The sequence below is a fragment of the Streptomyces sp. NPDC018000 genome, assembly GCF_044328025.1.
Lineage (GTDB): Bacteria > Actinomycetota > Actinomycetes > Streptomycetales > Streptomycetaceae > Streptomyces.
Genome location: NZ_JBIRGM010000005.1, coordinates 196,349 through 211,523, shown reverse-complemented (window position 1 = coordinate 211,523; position 15,175 = coordinate 196,349). Strand labels below are relative to the sequence as shown.

Annotated in this window: 13 protein-coding genes, 1 pseudogene and 1 riboswitch; of the genes and pseudogenes, 10 read left to right on the top strand and 4 right to left on the bottom strand. The window is 68.7% G+C overall.

Annotated features, from left to right (window positions below):
• Positions 1–15: 15 nt before the first annotated feature.
• The 7 genes from shc to ACH4EW_RS15300 all read left to right on the top strand — a co-directional run bounded on the left by shc (position 16) and on the right by ACH4EW_RS15300 (position 8,046).
• Positions 16–2,016: a squalene--hopene cyclase gene (gene shc / locus ACH4EW_RS15330; RefSeq protein WP_398256523.1), complete on the top strand. Its 2,001-nt coding sequence runs from the start codon at positions 16–18 to the stop codon at positions 2,014–2,016.
• Positions 2,016–2,675: a 1-hydroxy-2-methyl-2-butenyl 4-diphosphate reductase gene (locus ACH4EW_RS15325; RefSeq protein ID WP_398256521.1), complete on the top strand. Its 660-nt coding sequence runs from the start codon at positions 2,016–2,018 to the stop codon at positions 2,673–2,675. Before shc ends, ACH4EW_RS15325 begins: the two co-directional genes overlap by 1 nt.
• Before the next feature lie 5 nt (positions 2,676–2,680).
• Positions 2,681–3,700, top strand: coding sequence for an adenosyl-hopene transferase HpnH (gene hpnH, locus ACH4EW_RS15320; RefSeq protein WP_398256518.1), 1,020 nt, complete (start codon positions 2,681–2,683; stop codon positions 3,698–3,700).
• Positions 3,701–3,834: 134 nt separating this feature from the next.
• Positions 3,835–5,736: a 1-deoxy-D-xylulose-5-phosphate synthase gene (dxs, locus tag ACH4EW_RS15315; protein ID WP_398256516.1), complete on the top strand. Its 1,902-nt coding sequence runs from the start codon at positions 3,835–3,837 to the stop codon at positions 5,734–5,736.
• Positions 5,733–7,130, top strand: coding sequence for an aspartate aminotransferase family protein (locus ACH4EW_RS15310; RefSeq protein ID WP_398256513.1), 1,398 nt, complete (start codon positions 5,733–5,735; stop codon positions 7,128–7,130). The genes dxs and ACH4EW_RS15310 overlap by 4 nt, the downstream gene beginning before the upstream one ends.
• 84 nt (positions 7,131–7,214) lie before the next feature.
• Positions 7,215–7,823 (top strand): helix-turn-helix domain-containing protein, encoded by a 609-nt coding sequence (locus tag ACH4EW_RS15305; RefSeq protein WP_398256510.1) that lies wholly within the window; start codon positions 7,215–7,217, stop codon positions 7,821–7,823.
• A 31-nt stretch (positions 7,824–7,854) separates the two neighbouring features.
• On the top strand, positions 7,855–8,046 hold the full coding sequence (locus tag ACH4EW_RS15300) for a DUF6126 family protein (RefSeq protein ID WP_398256507.1): 192 nt from the start codon (positions 7,855–7,857) through the stop codon (positions 8,044–8,046).
• Between the two features lie 16 nt (positions 8,047–8,062).
• Here the strand turns inward: ACH4EW_RS15300 and ACH4EW_RS15295 are convergent, their stop codons facing one another.
• A complete protein-coding gene (locus tag ACH4EW_RS15295; RefSeq protein WP_398256505.1) occupies positions 8,063–8,875 on the bottom strand; it encodes a tyrosine-protein phosphatase in 813 nt (270 codons plus the stop codon).
• 137 nt (positions 8,876–9,012) lie between these two features.
• Between ACH4EW_RS15295 and ACH4EW_RS15290 the strand changes: the two are divergent.
• The 3 genes and pseudogenes from ACH4EW_RS15290 to ACH4EW_RS15280 form a co-directional block, all read left to right on the top strand.
• Positions 9,013–9,528 (top strand): annotated as a pseudogene (locus ACH4EW_RS15290) (alpha-galactosidase); the annotation flags it as partial.
• A 331-nt stretch (positions 9,529–9,859) separates the two neighbouring features.
• Positions 9,860–10,018: riboswitch (cyclic di-AMP (ydaO/yuaA leader) on the top strand.
• A 5-nt stretch (positions 10,019–10,023) separates the two neighbouring features.
• On the top strand, positions 10,024–10,977 hold the full coding sequence (locus tag ACH4EW_RS15285) for a peptidoglycan DD-metalloendopeptidase family protein (protein WP_398256502.1): 954 nt from the start codon (positions 10,024–10,026) through the stop codon (positions 10,975–10,977).
• 237 nt (positions 10,978–11,214) lie between these two features.
• Positions 11,215–12,060, top strand: coding sequence for an SGNH/GDSL hydrolase family protein (locus tag ACH4EW_RS15280; RefSeq protein ID WP_398256499.1), 846 nt, complete (start codon positions 11,215–11,217; stop codon positions 12,058–12,060).
• Between the two features lie 43 nt (positions 12,061–12,103).
• Here the strand turns inward: ACH4EW_RS15280 and ACH4EW_RS15275 are convergent, their stop codons facing one another.
• From ACH4EW_RS15275 to ACH4EW_RS15265, 3 genes are read right to left on the bottom strand one after another with little or no spacing between them, the layout of a single operon-like run.
• Complete coding sequence (locus ACH4EW_RS15275; protein ID WP_398256496.1) at positions 12,104–12,982, bottom strand: STM4011 family radical SAM protein; 879 nt, start codon at positions 12,980–12,982, stop codon at positions 12,104–12,106.
• Positions 12,983–12,990: 8 nt separating this feature from the next.
• Entirely contained in the window at positions 12,991–14,355 is a 1,365-nt protein-coding gene (locus ACH4EW_RS15270) for an STM4012 family radical SAM protein (protein WP_398256493.1), read from the bottom strand.
• Entirely contained in the window at positions 14,352–15,167 is an 816-nt protein-coding gene (locus ACH4EW_RS15265) for an STM4013/SEN3800 family hydrolase (protein ID WP_398256863.1), read from the bottom strand. Before ACH4EW_RS15265 ends, ACH4EW_RS15270 begins: the two co-directional genes overlap by 4 nt.
• Positions 15,168–15,175: the final 8 nt, after the last annotated feature.

Here is a 15,175-nt window from a genome sequence, read left to right as displayed (position 1 = left end):
CACGAAGGGGAAGCCATGACAGCGACGACCGACGGAAGCACCGGGGCTGTGCGCCCCCGCGCAGCCTCGGCCAGTAATCCGACCGATACGACCATCGTCGCGGACGATGTACTCGCCGCCGCGCGGCGGGCCGCGGAACGCTCGGTGGAGCATCTCCTCGGCAGGCAGGACGAGCAGGGCTGGTGGAAGGGCGACCTCGCCACCAACGTCACCATGGACGCCGAGGACCTGCTGCTCCGTCAATTCCTCGGCATTCAGGACCAGGCTGTCATTCAGGCGGCCGGCAGCTTCATTCGCGGCGAACAGCTCGGCGACGGCACCTGGGCCACCTTCCACGGCGGCCCCGGCGAACTCTCCACCACCATCGAGGCATACGTGGCGCTGCGGCTGGCCGGGGACCGGCCGGACGAACCGCACATGGCCCGGGCCTCGGGATGGATCAGGGAACAGGGCGGCATCGCGGAGAGCCGCGTCTTCACCCGGATCTGGCTCGCTCTCTTCGGCTGGTGGAAGTGGGACGACCTGCCGGAGATGCCACCTGAGCTGATGTTCTTCCCCAAATGGGCTCCGCTCAACATCTACGACTTCGGCTGCTGGGCCCGCCAGACCATCGTGCCGCTCACCATCGTCTCGGCCAAGCGGCCCGTACGCCCAGCCCCATTCGCACTCGACGAGCTGCACACCGATCCGTGCCACCCGAACCCGCCCAGGCGCTTTGCTCCGGCGGTGAGCTGGGACGGAGTCTTCCAGCGCTTAGACAAGGCGCTGCACGCATACCACCGGATCGCACCGCGCAAGCTGCGCCGGACCGCCATGAACGCCGCGGCCCGCTGGATCATCGAACGCCAGGAGAACGACGGCTGCTGGGGCGGAATCCAGCCGCCCGCCGTGTACTCACTGATCGCCCTGCACCTGCTCGGTTACGACCTGGACCACCCGGTGATGCGGGCCGGACTCGCCTCGCTCGACCGGTTCGCCGTCTGGCGAGAGGACGGCGCCCGGATGATCGAGGCCTGTCAGTCCCCGGTCTGGGACACCTGCCTCGCCACCATCGCGCTGGCCGACGCCGGTGTCAGCCCCGACCATCCGGCGCTCGTGAAGGCCGCGGACTGGATGCTCGGCGAGGAGATCGTCCGGCCCGGCGACTGGTCCGTGCGCCGTCCCCGGCTCAACCCGGGCGGCTGGGCGTTCGAGTTCCACAACGACAACTACCCCGACATCGACGACACCGCGGAGGTGGTCCTCGCGCTGCGCCGGGTCCGCCACCCCGACCCCGCTCGCATCGAGGCCGCCATCAGGCGCGGAGTGCGCTGGAACCTCGGCATGCAGTCCCGCAACGGGGCCTGGGGCGCGTTCGACGCGGACAACACCAGCCCGTTCCCCAACCGTCTTCCGTTCTCCGACTTCGGCGAGGTCATCGACCCGCCCTCCGCCGATGTCACCGGGCACGTGGTCGAGATGCTCGCCGTCGAAGGGCGGTCCGGGCACCCCGCCACGCGGCGCGGTATCGAGTGGCTGCTCGCCGAACAGGACGTGAGCGGCGGCTGGTTCGGCCGCTGGGGTGTCAACTACGTATACGGAACAGGGTCGGTCGTGCCCGCGCTGGTGGCCGCCGGGTTGCCCGGCACCCATCCGGCGATCCGCCGCGCGGTCGGCTGGCTGGAGTCCGTACAGAACGACGACGGTGGCTGGGGCGAGGACCTGCGCTCGTACCGGGAGGACAAGTGGATCGGGCACGGGGCCTCGACCGCATCCCAGACCGCGTGGGCACTGCTCGCGCTGCTCGCCGCGGGGCAGCGGGACAGCAGGGCCGTGCAGCGAGGGGTGTCCTGGCTCACCGAGACCCAGCTGGCCGACGGCTCCTGGGACGAGCCGTACTTCACCGGCACCGGCTTCCCCTGGGACTTCTCCATCAACTACCACCTCTACCGGCAGGTTTTCCCGCTCACCGCACTCGGGCGGTACGTGCACGGCGAACCGTTCGCCGACCGGATGGCCACCCGTCAGGGGGCCTGATGGGCGATGGTCCGGGGCCGGCCGGCCCCGCAGCGCCGCTGCTGATCGCCTGTGCGCTCGGCATCGAGCACATCGCCCTGCGCAGCGGCAGAGGCAGGGCCGGTGATGCTCCGGGCCCGGTGACCGTACTCCGTACGGGCATGGGCCCCAAGGCCGCCGAGGCGGCCGTGTCGAGGGCACTCGGTCAGGACCGGGTGCCCGGCACGGCGGTCCTCGCCTCCGGATTCTGCGCCGGGCTGTCACCCGGCATGCACCCCGGGGACCTGGTGGTCGCCGCCGAGACCCGGGAGGCCGGGGACTCGACGTACTGCACCGGCACGGGCCTGCTCGCCGAGGCCCTCGCCAGGACGGTGCCCGGCCGCACCGTCCACACCGGACCGCTGACCGGCTCCGCCCATGTCGTACGCGGACACGAGCGGGCCGAGCTGCGGGCCACCGGAGCGATCGCGGTGGACATGGAGTCCGCCGCCACTCTTCGTGCCGCCCTGAGGTCCGGGCCACGCCCGGTTGCGGCCGTACGGGTGGTCGTGGACGCTCCGGAGCATGAGCTCGTCCGCATCGGCACGATACGCGGTGGAATATCTGCTTTCCGTGTTCTCCGTGCCGTCCTGCCGGCTTTCTATGAATGGCACCGATCTTTGCTGCTCCCCAGGAGGTGAGCCAGATGGCCATGCCGCTCCGTCAGTCCATCAAGGTAGCGACGTACCTCATTGAACAGAAGCTCCGCAAGCGGGACAAGTTCCCGCTCATTGTGGAACTGGAGCCTTTGTTCGCCTGCAATCTCGCGTGCGAGGGCTGCGGGAAGATCCAGCATCCGGCGGGAGTGCTCAAACAGCGCATGCCGGTCGCCCAGGCTGTGGGTGCCGTTCTCGAATCGGGTGCCCCGATGGTCTCCATCGCGGGCGGTGAGCCGTTGATGCATCCGCAGATCGACGAAATTGTCCGGCAGTTGGTCGCGCGCAAGAAGTATGTCTTTCTCTGTACCAACGCCATGCTGCTGCGGAAGAAGATCGAGAAATTCAAGCCCTCGCCGTTCTTCGCCTTCGCCGTGCACATCGACGGGCTGCGCGAACGGCACGACGAATCGGTCGCCAAGGAAGGCGTTTTCGACGAGGCGATTGCGGCGATCAAGGAGGCCAAGCGCCGCGGCTTCCGGGTCACCACGAACTCCACCTTCTTCAACACCGATACCCCGCAGACCGTCATCGAGGTCCTCAACTACCTCAATGACGATCTGAAGGTCGACGAGATGATGATCTCGCCCGCCTACGCGTACGAGAAGGCGCCCGACCAGGAGCACTTCCTCGGCGTCGAGCAGACCCGGGAACTGTTCAAGAAGTCGTTCGCGGGCGGCAACCGGTCCCGCTGGCGGCTGAACCACTCGCCGCTCTTCCTGGACTTCCTGGAGGGCAAGGCGGACTTTCCGTGCACCGCATGGGCGATCCCGAACTACTCGCTCTTCGGCTGGCAACGGCCCTGCTATCTGATGAGTGACGGATACGTCCCCACGTATCGCGAACTCATCGAGGAGACCGACTGGGACAAGTACGGCCGGGGCAAGGACCCGCGTTGCGCCAACTGCATGGCGCACTGCGGCTACGAGCCCACCGCCGTCCTCGCCACCATGGGATCGCTGAAGGAATCCCTGCGCGCCATGCGCGAGACCGTCTCGGGGAACGGGTGACGTCATGACCGCCGGAGAACCGGCAGCACTGGGTCTCCCCGAGCTGCCGGCCCGGCCGCCCGCGACGGGCCGTACACCCTCCGGGGTTCGCGCCGTCACTGTGAGCTGAAACAGAACCAGAGAGGGGCCCGAGCGTGACGATTCTGGAGAACATCCGGGGGCCGCACGATCTCAAGGCGCTGAGCGAAGCACAACTCGACGAACTCGCCGAGGACATCAGACAGTTCCTCGTCGGGGCGGTGGCGAGGACCGGCGGTCATCTGGGGCCCAACCTGGGGGTGGTGGAACTCTCGATCGCTCTGCACCGGGCCTTCGACTCGCCAGTGGACCGCATCCTCTGGGACACCGGGCACCAGAGCTATGTGCACAAACTGCTCACCGGGCGGCAGGACTTCTCCAAGCTGCGCGGCAAGGGGGGCCTGTCCGGGTACCCCTCCCGCGAGGAGTCCGAGCACGACGTCATCGAGAACTCGCATGCCTCGACCGTCCTGGGCTGGGCCGACGGCATCGCCAAGGCCCATCAGGTGCTGGGGCGGAGCGACCATGTCGTGGCCGTCATCGGTGACGGGGCCCTCACCGGCGGGATGGCCTGGGAGGCGCTCAACAACATCGCGGCCGCGAGGGACCGGCCGCTGATCATCGTGGTCAACGACAACGAGCGCTCATACGGCCCCACGATCGGCGGTCTCGCCAACCACCTCGCCACCCTCCGTACCACCGACGGATACGAGCGCTTCCTGTCGTGGGGCAAGGGCGTGCTCCAGCAGACGCCCGTCATCGGTCAGCCGTTGTACGAGTCGCTGCACGGCGCGAAGAAGGGCTTCAAGGACGCCTTCGCCCCACAGGGCATGTTCGAGGACCTCGGGCTCAAGTACGTCGGGCCGATAGACGGTCATGACATCGCGGCCGTCGAATCCGCCCTGCACCGGGCGAAACGCTTCCACGGTCCGGTGCTGGTGCACTGCCTCACCGAGAAGGGCCGCGGCTACCCGCCCGCGCTGAGGGACGAGGCCGACCGCTTCCACACCGTGGGCGCGATGGACCCGCTGACCTGCGCACCGCTCGTCCCGTCCGGAGCGCCCTCCTGGACCTCGGTGTTCGGGGACGAGATCGTCGCGATCGGCGCGGATCGGCCGGATGTCGTGGCCATCACTGCCGCGATGCTGCATCCCGTCGGACTGACGAAGTTCGCCGAGGCGTTCCCCGACCGGGTCTGGGACGTCGGGATCGCCGAGCAGCATGCGGCGGTTTCCGCGGCGGGACTCGCCACCGGCGGACTGCATCCGGTGGTCGCCGTCTACGCCACCTTCCTCAACCGGGCCTTCGACCAACTGCTGATGGATGTCGCGCTGCACAAGTGCGGGGTGACCTTCGTCCTCGACCGGGCCGGGATCACCGGACCCGACGGGCCCTCGCACAACGGCATGTGGGACATGTCCATGTTGCAGGTTGTCCCCGGACTGCGGATCGCCGCCCCGCGTGACGCCGGCGAACTGCGCGCCCAGCTCCGGGAGGCCGTGGACATCGACGACGCACCCACCGTGATCCGGTTCCCCAAGGAGTCGGTGGGGGAGCCGGTCCCGGCCGTCGGCCGGATCGGCGGCATGGACGTACTGCACCGGGCGGACGACGCCGATGTGCTGCTGGTGGCCGTCGGCGTGCTCGCCCCGGTCTGTCTGGGCGCCGCCGATCTGCTCGCGGGCGGCGGCATCCGCTGCACCGTCGTCGACCCGCGCTGGGTCAAGCCGGTCGACGAACAGCTCGCCCCGCTCGCCGAACGGCACCGGATGGTCGCCGTCGTCGAGGACAACAGCCGGGCGGGGGGCGTCGGTTCGGCGGTCGGGCAGGCGTTGCGGGATGCCGGGGTCGACGTACCGCTGCGGACGTTCGGCATCCCCGACCAGTTCCTCGCCCACGGCAAACGCGCCGAGGTGCTGGCGGACATCGGGCTCACACCGGTCGAGATTGCGGGGCGGATCAGCGCGGCACTGACCGCCAGGGAAGCAGCGACAAGGACCGAGGAGGGCGGGGCATGAAGGACGACGGGCCCAAGGGTTTCGATCTGGCGCAGCTGCTCGCCGAGCGCGGCGCCGAGCGTTACGAGCTGCACACGAATTACCTCAATCATCAGCTGCCCCGCATGCTGCACACCCTCGGCTTCGACAAGGTCTACGAACGGGCCGAGGGCGCGCACTTCTGGGATGCGGAGGGCAATGACTACCTCGACATGCTCGCCGGATTCGGGGTGATGGGCCTCGGCCGGCACCACCCCGTCGTACGCAAGGCCCTGCACGACGTCCTCGACGCCTCGCTCGCCGATCTCACCCGCTTCGACTGCCAGCCGCTGCCCGGACTGCTGGCCGAGAGGCTGCTGGCCCACAGTCCGCATCTGGACCGGGTCTTCTTCGGCAACAGTGGTACGGAGGCCGTCGAGACTGCGCTGAAGTTCGCCCGGTACGCCACCGGCAGGCCCAGGATCCTCTACTGCACCCACGCCTTCCACGGGCTGACGACCGGTTCGCTCTCGGTCAACGGGGAGAGCGGCTTCCGGGACGGCTTCGCACCGCTGCTGCCGGACACCGCCATCGAACTCGGGGATCTCGATGCGCTGAGGCGTGAGCTGAAACGCGGCGACGTGGCGGCTCTGGTCGTGGAACCCATCCAGGGCAAGGGCGTCCACGCCGCGCCGCCCGGCTTCCTGCGGGCGGCGCAGGAACTGCTGCACAAGCACAAGGCGCTGCTCATCGCCGACGAGGTGCAGACCGGCCTCGGGAGAACCGGCGACTTCTACGCGTACCAGCACGAGGAAGGTGTCGAACCCGATCTGGTCTGTGTCGCCAAGGCCCTCTCCGGCGGCTATGTGCCGGTCGGGGCGACCCTCGGCAAGGACTGGATCTTCAGACGCGTCTACTCGTCGATGGACCGGGTCCTCGTCCACTCCGCGAGCTTCGGCTCCAACGCCCAGGCGATGGCAGCCGGGCTCGCGGTCCTGGCGGTGATGGAGGACGAGGAAATCGTCGCGGGGGCGCGCCGCACCGGTGATCTGCTGCGCGAGCGGCTGGCCGCGCTCGTCGACCGCTATGAGCTGCTGCACGAGGTGCGCGGGCGCGGGCTGATGATCGGCATCGAGTTCGGCCGGCCGTCGTCACTGAAGCTGCGTAGCCGCTGGACCGTGCTGCAGGCCGCCCGCAAAGGCCTCTTCGCGCAGATGGTGGTGGTGCCCCTGTTGCAGAAGCACCGCATCCTCACGCAGGTCTCGGGCGATCATCTCGAAGTGATCAAGCTGATCCCGCCCCTGGTGATCGGGGAGCCGGAGGTCGACCGGTTCGTCACGGCGTTCACGGCGGTGATGGACGACGCGCACAGCGGCGGCGGGCTCATGTGGGACTTCGGCAGGATCCTGGTGAAACAGGCCGTCGCCAACCGCTGATCCCGTGGGCCTGTCCGAGCTCCGAAACTTTGCCTCAGAGGTAAGGGATTTGCCTCACGGGAAAGTTCCTGGCCCAATAGGTACATGAACACTCCAGATGGAGGGGCGGCCGACGAGCTGCCCGGGGTCGCGCCGCGTCTGCGCGATCTGCGCCGCAACCGTGGTCTCACCCTGGAGACCGCCGCCGAGTGGGCGGGATTGTCGCCCGCCCATCTCTCCCGGCTGGAGACGGGCCGTCGGCAGCCCTCGCTGCCGATGCTCCTCGGCCTTGCCAGGATCTACGGTATGACGGTTTCCGAACTGCTGGGCGAGACCCCCCCGGAACGGGAGGCGATCATTCGCCGCGGGAAGTTCGAGGGGGCCGAGGCCGACGGCTGGATGTACCAGCAGGCCGGCGGCTCCGGCCGGGCGATGCAGGCGCTCCGCGTCCGGGTTCCGTACGGGGCGCAGGGAGAACTCGTGCGCGTCCACCCCGGCGAGGAGTGGCTGTACGTGCTCGCCGGGCACCTCCGGGTCACGCTCGGGGATACCGTGCACGATCTCGCCCCCGGTGACAGCGCGCACTTCGACTCGCTCACCCCGCACCGGATCACCGCTGTCGACCGCGACGGATCCGAGCTCCTCTTCGTCCACACCCTGCTCCAGAGCCCCGCCGCCGAGCTGTGTCTCGGCAGCGGCTTCCACCGTCGCTGACCGGCCCGCCCGGTCGTCAGAGAGGACTGTCATGTCCGATTCAGAGAAATTCGACACGCTCGATTCAGAGAACTTCGACCCGCTCGGGTCCAAGAAGAAGTACGAAGCCCAGGAGCGGAAGTTTCCGCGCGGCGTGGTGATCCGGCTGTTCGCCTACCTCATCGCCGGGCACATCTTCGCGGCCTTCCTCTACCTGCTCTTCGCGGTGGCCGGCAAGGGCTGACCACCGCCGACAGCCCTCAGGCCTCGTCGAGGAGCCGGTCGCGCAGCCGCTCACGGGTCTCGGGCGCGAGCTTCAGGCCCTCGGAGAGGTAGCGGTCCGTGCTGCCCCAGGTCTCCTCGATCGTGGCGAAGGCCGCAGCGAGGTAGTCGGCGTGCGCGCCGAAGAGCGGATTGAGCAGCTCCATCACCTCGGCCGACATGCCGTCCGCCGAGGTGTCGCTGCGACGCACCTTGTAACGGCGGTGGGCGTCGTTCGACTTCAGGTAGTCGGCCTCGATGGCATCGCGCTCGACGCCGACCGCGAGCAGTGACACCGCGATGGACAGACCGGCCCGGTCCTTGCCCGCCGCGCAGTGCATCAACGCGGGAACGCTGTCCTCGGCCAGGGCGTGCAGAACCCGGCTGTGCTCGGCGGTACGGTCCCGGATGATCGCGCGGTACGAGGTGATCATCCGGTTCGTTGCCTTGCCGTCGGCCAGGACCGAGCGCAGCTGGTCGAGATCGCCGTCGCGGACCATCTGCCAGAACTCGGAGCCGTCGGCGGGGTCGGAGAGCGGGATGTTCACATTCCGTACGCCCGGCAGCTCCACATCCGGGCCGTCGAGCCGGTGGTCGGCCGCATCGCGGAAGTCGAAGACCGTGTGCAGACCGAGACCGCCGAGGAAGGCGGCGTCCTCGGCGGTGGCGTGCGCGAGGTGACCACTGCGGAAGAGTCGTCCGTACCGCACCCGCCGACCGTCCATGGTGGGCAGTCCGCCCACATCGCGGAAGTTGCGGACACCAGCGAGCTCGGGTTCCGTCGACGGGATCTGCGGCAACTGCTGCGTCACAGTGACTCCTGGAGTGTCTGGTGCCGGCGCGAGTCGCCGACAAGGCCACTCCCGCGACGATACGACATTGATTCCTCAGGCAATCATCTTGGTCTTTGCTCGTCGACACTTCCGCGAACTCCGTTACTCCTGCGGCGAATTTCTCGCAGGAGCAGTGGTGCGCCCTCGCCGAGCGAGCCGCCGCGATGGGCGTAGAACCGTTCGTCGTGGACGACTCATGGTTCGGACGGCGCATCAGCGACCGGGCCGGGCTCGGTGACCGGACGCCGAATCCGGACGCCTTCCCGGTGGGCTGAAGCCGCTCGCCGACGAAGTGCATGGACTCGGCATGCAATTCGGTATCCGGGGCGAGTCGGAAATGGTCAATGCCGACAGTGATCTCTATCGCGCACGCCCCGACTGGATGCAGCATTTCCCAGGGCGGGCACGGACCGAGTCCGCAATCAATTGGTACTCGATCCGGCCCGCACCGATGTGCGGAACCATCTGTGGGCGCAATGGGAAACGCGCTGCTCTCCAGTGCGCCCGTCGGCTATGTGAAAGGGGACTTCAACCGCTGCTTCACCGAAGCGGGCCGGCCGGGCAAGGAGCATCAGCAGAAGCTCTGGATCGAGCATGTGGGTGCCCTGTGCCCGCTGATCGACCGGCTCAGGGGTCTCGACGCGCGGGTTCCGAGACTCCGGCGCGAATGATGGGGCATGGCATGTCCGTAATGGATGCATTTACCCCAACATATCCCGTTTGTGCGTGAGATGGCTTCCCTCTCGTGAGCGGGATCATATCCGTGACGGTGAGTGCTGACGGCACGGTTGGGTATTCCGTGCGCGGCACGGAAATTCAAGATCCTTAATCCACGGAGTGTGACCGGAATTCCGCGCCGATTTCCGGCGTGCATTCCGGAACGGAACCAGTGGCTTGTTCTCTCCGTCCCGACTCGCTTACGGTCGCCGTCAATCCGGACGGACCGCCTAATCCTGCCGCCGTCCGGAATTCGCACCCACTCATCGTGTGGCAGGAGCGGGGGAACCAGGTAGGCCGCCGACCGGAGAAATCCGGCCGGCTAGGGGTGAAGTCGCGCTCGGCGCGGCCGGGCATCTCCAGCCCGAACCCGACAGCTCACCTCGCAGGCGCCGGAGAGGAAGCACGTCATGCCCATATCGGGTAAGCACCGTCGTAGGAAGTCCAGCACCATCGCCCGTGGCGTGGCCGCCGTGAGCGCCGGCGGCGCTGTCATCGCTCTGCCGCTGCTCGGCGCCACCGGTGCCCACGCCGCGGAGCAGGCCGCCCCGGCCGCCCCGCAGTCGGCCTCCGCCGCCACACACGCCGCCCCGGCCGAGCCGGTCGCGCAGAAGCAGGAAGCCGCCACGACGTACCCCGTTGTCTCCGGTGACTACCTGTCGAAGATCGCCGCCGAGCAAAAGGTCGACGGTGGCTGGCAGAAGCTGTACCAGGACAACCGCGAGGTCGTCGGCGAAGACCCCAACCTGATCTTCCCGGGCATGAAGCTGACGCTCGGCGGCAACGCGTCGGGCCACTCCGCGCCCACCGGTGCCGGTGCGGGCGCAACTCTCCCGTCGAAGGCCCCCTCGGTGCCCTCGTCGGCCGCGGAGAAGTCCGCCCCGGCCAAGTCCGCCCCGGCCAACGTCTCGACAGCCACGGAGTCCAAGACCTCCGCCCCGTCCGGCCGGAGCAGCAGTTCCGGCTACAGCCACCCGGTCCCCGGCAACCACACCACTGGATACCGCGCCTCCGGCTCCAACTGGTCCAGCGGCAGCCACACCGGGATCGACTTCCCCGTCTCCACCGGCACCAGCGTGAAGGCCATCACCTCCGGCACCGTCGTCACCGCCGGCTGGGGTGGTGCGTACGGCAACCAGGTCGTCATCAAGCACGCCGACGGCCACTACTCGCAGTACGGCCACCTGTCCTCGATCTCCGTCTCCGCGGGCCAGACCGTGAGTACCGGTCAGCAGATCGGCCTCTCCGGCGCCACCGGCAACGCCACCGGCCCGCACCTGCACTTCGAGGTCCGCACGGGCCCGGCGTACGGCTCGGACATCGACCCGATCGCCTACCTGGCTTCGCACGGCATCCACGTCTGAGTCGAACCGCTGAGCAGTTGAGCGACACAGCATGACCTGAGCAGCACGGAAGGGACGGTGCGCGGCGGCGCACTGCCCCTTCTGCTCAGGCCGACCGGCACATGGGAACGGCGACCCCTATGTGACGGTCGGCCTTATTCCCCTTTGCCAAAACCTGACCGGGTGGTCTATCTCACCACCCGTCAACCCCTTATTACGGTCGCGTAGGTCACATTCGGCCGTGCAGGATAAGCCGTCGTGGCAGACGATTCGAGAAAAAATCAACATGGCGTCATCAACCGACCTGGCGTCATCGGGTCGTACGCAGCGATTGGCGACAGCTTCACCGAGGGAGTCGGCGACCCCGGCCCGGACGGAACCCTCGTCGGCTGGGCGGACCGTTTCGCGGTACTTCTCGCGGACCAACTGCCTGACCCCGATGCGGGGGCAAGCACCGAAGGCTCCGCTCACAGGAACTTCAGGTACGCCAATCTCGCCGTACGCGGACGCCTCCTCGATCAGATCGTCGAGGAGCAGGTACCGCGCGCCAAGGAGCTCGCACCCGACCTGGTGAGCTTCTGCGCGGGCGGCAACGACATCATCAGGCCCGGCACCGACCCCGACGACGTGGCAGAGCGTTTCGAGCGCGCGGTCGCCGAGCTGACCGAATCGGTCGGTACCGTCCTGGTCACCACCGGCTTCGACACCCGAGGCGTTCCCGTGCTGCGCCATCTGCGCGGCAAGATCGCCACTTACACCGCCCATGTGCGATCCATCGCCGACCGCTACGACTGCCCGGTCCTCGACCTGTGGTCGCTGCGGTCCGTTCAGGACAGGCGCGCCTGGGACGACGACCGGCTCCATCTGTCGCCCGAGGGGCACACCAGGGTCGCGCTGCGCGCCGCCCAGGTCCTCGGCATCGACGTGCCGGCCGACCCGGACCAGGAATGGCCGCCGCAGGCACAGCGCGGCACGCTCGAAGTACGGCGCGACGACATCCACTGGGCGCGCGAGTACCTGGTCCCGTGGATCGGACGGCGGCTGCGCGGCGAGTCATCCGGCGACCATGTCGAGGCGAAGCGGCCGGATCTCCTGCCGCTCTAGTGCCGCCACCGTAGTGCCCTCGCTCGCCGGACGGGCTCGAGGTTCAGGTTCGTCCGGCGAGGGGCGACAACGGCGGCGCCGGTATCCGTTCCAGCACACCGCCCGCGAAGACGTCGTACAGCGGCAGCGTCTCCAGATGTACATAGCCGATGTGGCAGTCGCAGACGGCCAGCGGACAGGCCCGTGGGCCGAGAGAGCGCCGGTAGCTCCCGTCGTAGAGATTGCCGAGCTCCGCCGGGACGAAATGGCAGCGCCGCACCGTGCCGGCGCCGTCCACCGAGATGACCGACTCGCCCGTCCGGCAGGGCAGCCCGGCCGATCGGTGCGGATGCCGGCTGTAGGGGAAGAGCGGGTCGAGGTCCGTCCAGCGGTCCGCTTCCTCATCCGTGTAGGTGTGTCCCTCCGCGGCGTTCACCCAGAGATAGACCTCGTCCGGCAGGGTGTCACGCAGCCGCCGTGCCTCGTCGAGATGGTCGTCGAGACCGACGACACCGACGCTGTGGCGGATGCCGAGCGCGGTCAGCTCCCGGCACTTGGTCAGGAACCGCCCGTACGGCGTCTGTCCCGGGTGGTACGTGCACCAGAGCGCGATCTTCTCGCGGCCGGCGTCACCCGCCTCTGCCAGCCACCCCGTACGGCTGCTGAGATTGGTCTGGATCGCGACCCTGCCGATGTGCGGCAGCTGCGCCAGCTCGACCAGCGCACGCCGGTACCAGGAGCGGACCAGACCCTCGCCCCACGGGGTGAACAGGACCGAGATCCGGTCGCCTGTCTGCGCCGTGGCCCACGCAGTGAACCGCTCCAGCGCGGCGCGGTCGGCGCGCAGCTGCTCCCGGCTGTCGCGCCGCTTGGCGAACGGGCAGTACGGGCAGTCGTAGTCGCAGGACGCGAGCGGTCCGCGGTAGAGAATGGTCAGATCCATGGGCGCGCTCACTTCAGTTCGTACGCGGCCATCGCGGCCCGTACGTCGGGGGAGAAGAGTTCGGGGCCCAGCGCGTCGGAGTGGGCCAGCCCCTCGGGGGAGAGCCGCAGCAGGCCGGGCGCCCCGGCCGTCGTGTCGAGCCAGCCGCGCGCCTCGAACCGGGCCAGTTCAGCGGGGAAGTCATCGGCCGGGGAGGTGCCGAACCGTTCCCGGTAGTCGGCCAGTTGCAGCCCCTCGGCCTGGAGGACCGACTGCAGGAGGTGGCGGCGGCGCGCCTCGTCGCCGTCGATGTACCGCCCGACCTCGGCGCGCGAGAAGTCCTCGGTCCCGGTGTAGCCGTCGATGATCGCCCGTATCTCGCGCATCTCCACCGCATAGTCGAAGGAGTAGTGCAGCTTCGAGGTGTACGAACGGGCGCCGCACCCCAGGCCGATCATGCCGTCGGTCTGACAGGCGTAGTCGTCGGGGCCGTCCGTCCGCGGAGCGTCGGCGCGGCGGAACATGCGCATGGACACCTGCTCGTAGCCGTGGGCGAGGAGGTGGTCCCGGCCCGAGCGGTACAGCCGCAGTCGCTGTTCGTCCCAGGCAGCGTCCGCCGCTGCCTCGCCGTCGGTGCCGAACCGCCCGAGACCGGTCAGCGGGCGGACATACAGCGGATAGAGATACATCTCCTCCGGCAGCCAGCCGAGCGCCGCGTCCAGCGAGGCGCGCCAGCTTTCCTCGGTCTGCCCGGCGATGCCGTAGATCAGGTCGATGTTCAGGATCGGGATGCGGGCATCACGTATCCGGTCCAGCGCCGCCTCCACATCGGCGCGGTGCTGCGGCCGCACAGCGGCACGCGCCTCGGCTTCCACGAAGCTCTGCACGCCGATGCTGATCCTGGTCGTCCCGCGGTCGGCGAGGACGGCCAGCCGGTCGGCCGTCGCGGTCGACGGCGACGTCTCGACCGACAGCGGAACGGACCGCAGATCGGCGCCCATCCGCTTCTCCGCGATGTCGCAGAGCCGGTCCAGCTCCGCCGCGGTCAGGAACGTGGGAGTGCCCCCGCCGAACGCCGCCGCGGTGAAACGCACCGGCTCGGCGTCTCCCAGCGCGTCGCGGACGGCGGTTGCCTGCCGGTCCAGAGCGTCGAGATACCGGGTCGTCAACTCGTCGGGCGCGCCGATCCGGGTGAAGAGATTGCAGAAGCCGCAGCGGACCTCGCAGAACGGTATGTGGAGATAGAGCGAGAGCGCGTCCTTGCGCTCGGCCGCCCACAGCTCCCGCAACGCCGGCCGGTCGGCCAGGGGGCGATAGGCGGTCTTGTGCGGATAGGCGTAGACATAGCTCTGGTACGGGCGGGTGGTCTGCGCGACGGTTGTGGTGCGGCTCATGGTGCGGTGGCCCCCGGCTCCAGGAAGAAGTGCGCGTACGGAACGGTCCAGACGGACTCGTGACCGAGCCGGTGACCGGTGTAGCCGTCATCCCCGTACGCCGTTCCGTGGTCGGAGCAGACGATGGCGAAACAGCGGCGGCGGCTGCTCGCGGCGGCGAAGAGCCGGCCAATGTGGGCGTCGACGTACTCCAGCGCGGCGGCATGGGTGGCGCGGGAATCGCCTGCCTCCCGCGTGGCCCCTGGCTGATGGAACCAATTGGGCTGGTGCAGGGCGGCCACATTGACGAAGAGGAACAGCCGCTGCTCGGCGGGGAGTTCGGCGACGACCTGCTCGGCACGGGTCACCTGCGCCTCGAAGGACGTGGGTGACGCGACGCCGAACTCCGGTTCCCAGTAGCTCTCCTGGAACATACCGGGCAGTACGGAGCCGAGCGGTCCCTGCCGGTTGAAGAAGCCGACGCCGCCGATGCACACCGTGCGGTAGCCCGCATCGGCGAGGCCGGACAGCAGATCGGGGGTGTCGAAGACAAAGGTGCCCGAAGCGGTGGACTCACTGCCCGCGAAACGTGCAGCGAACAGTCGTGGGTGCGGACCCTGGCCGACCGGTGTCGGCAGGAATCCCGCGAAGATCGCCTGGTGGGAGGCGTAGGTGAAGCTGCCGGGCGCATGCCGCTTCTCCCAGACGCCTTCCGGCAGATGGCGCGCCAGATGCGGGATGCGTCCGGCGGCGGCGAGCTCCGCCGCCACGTCGTAGCGCAGCGTGTCGAGGGTGATGAGCAGTAGGTCGTGGCTGCCCACGATCTTGCTCATGTCCGGGT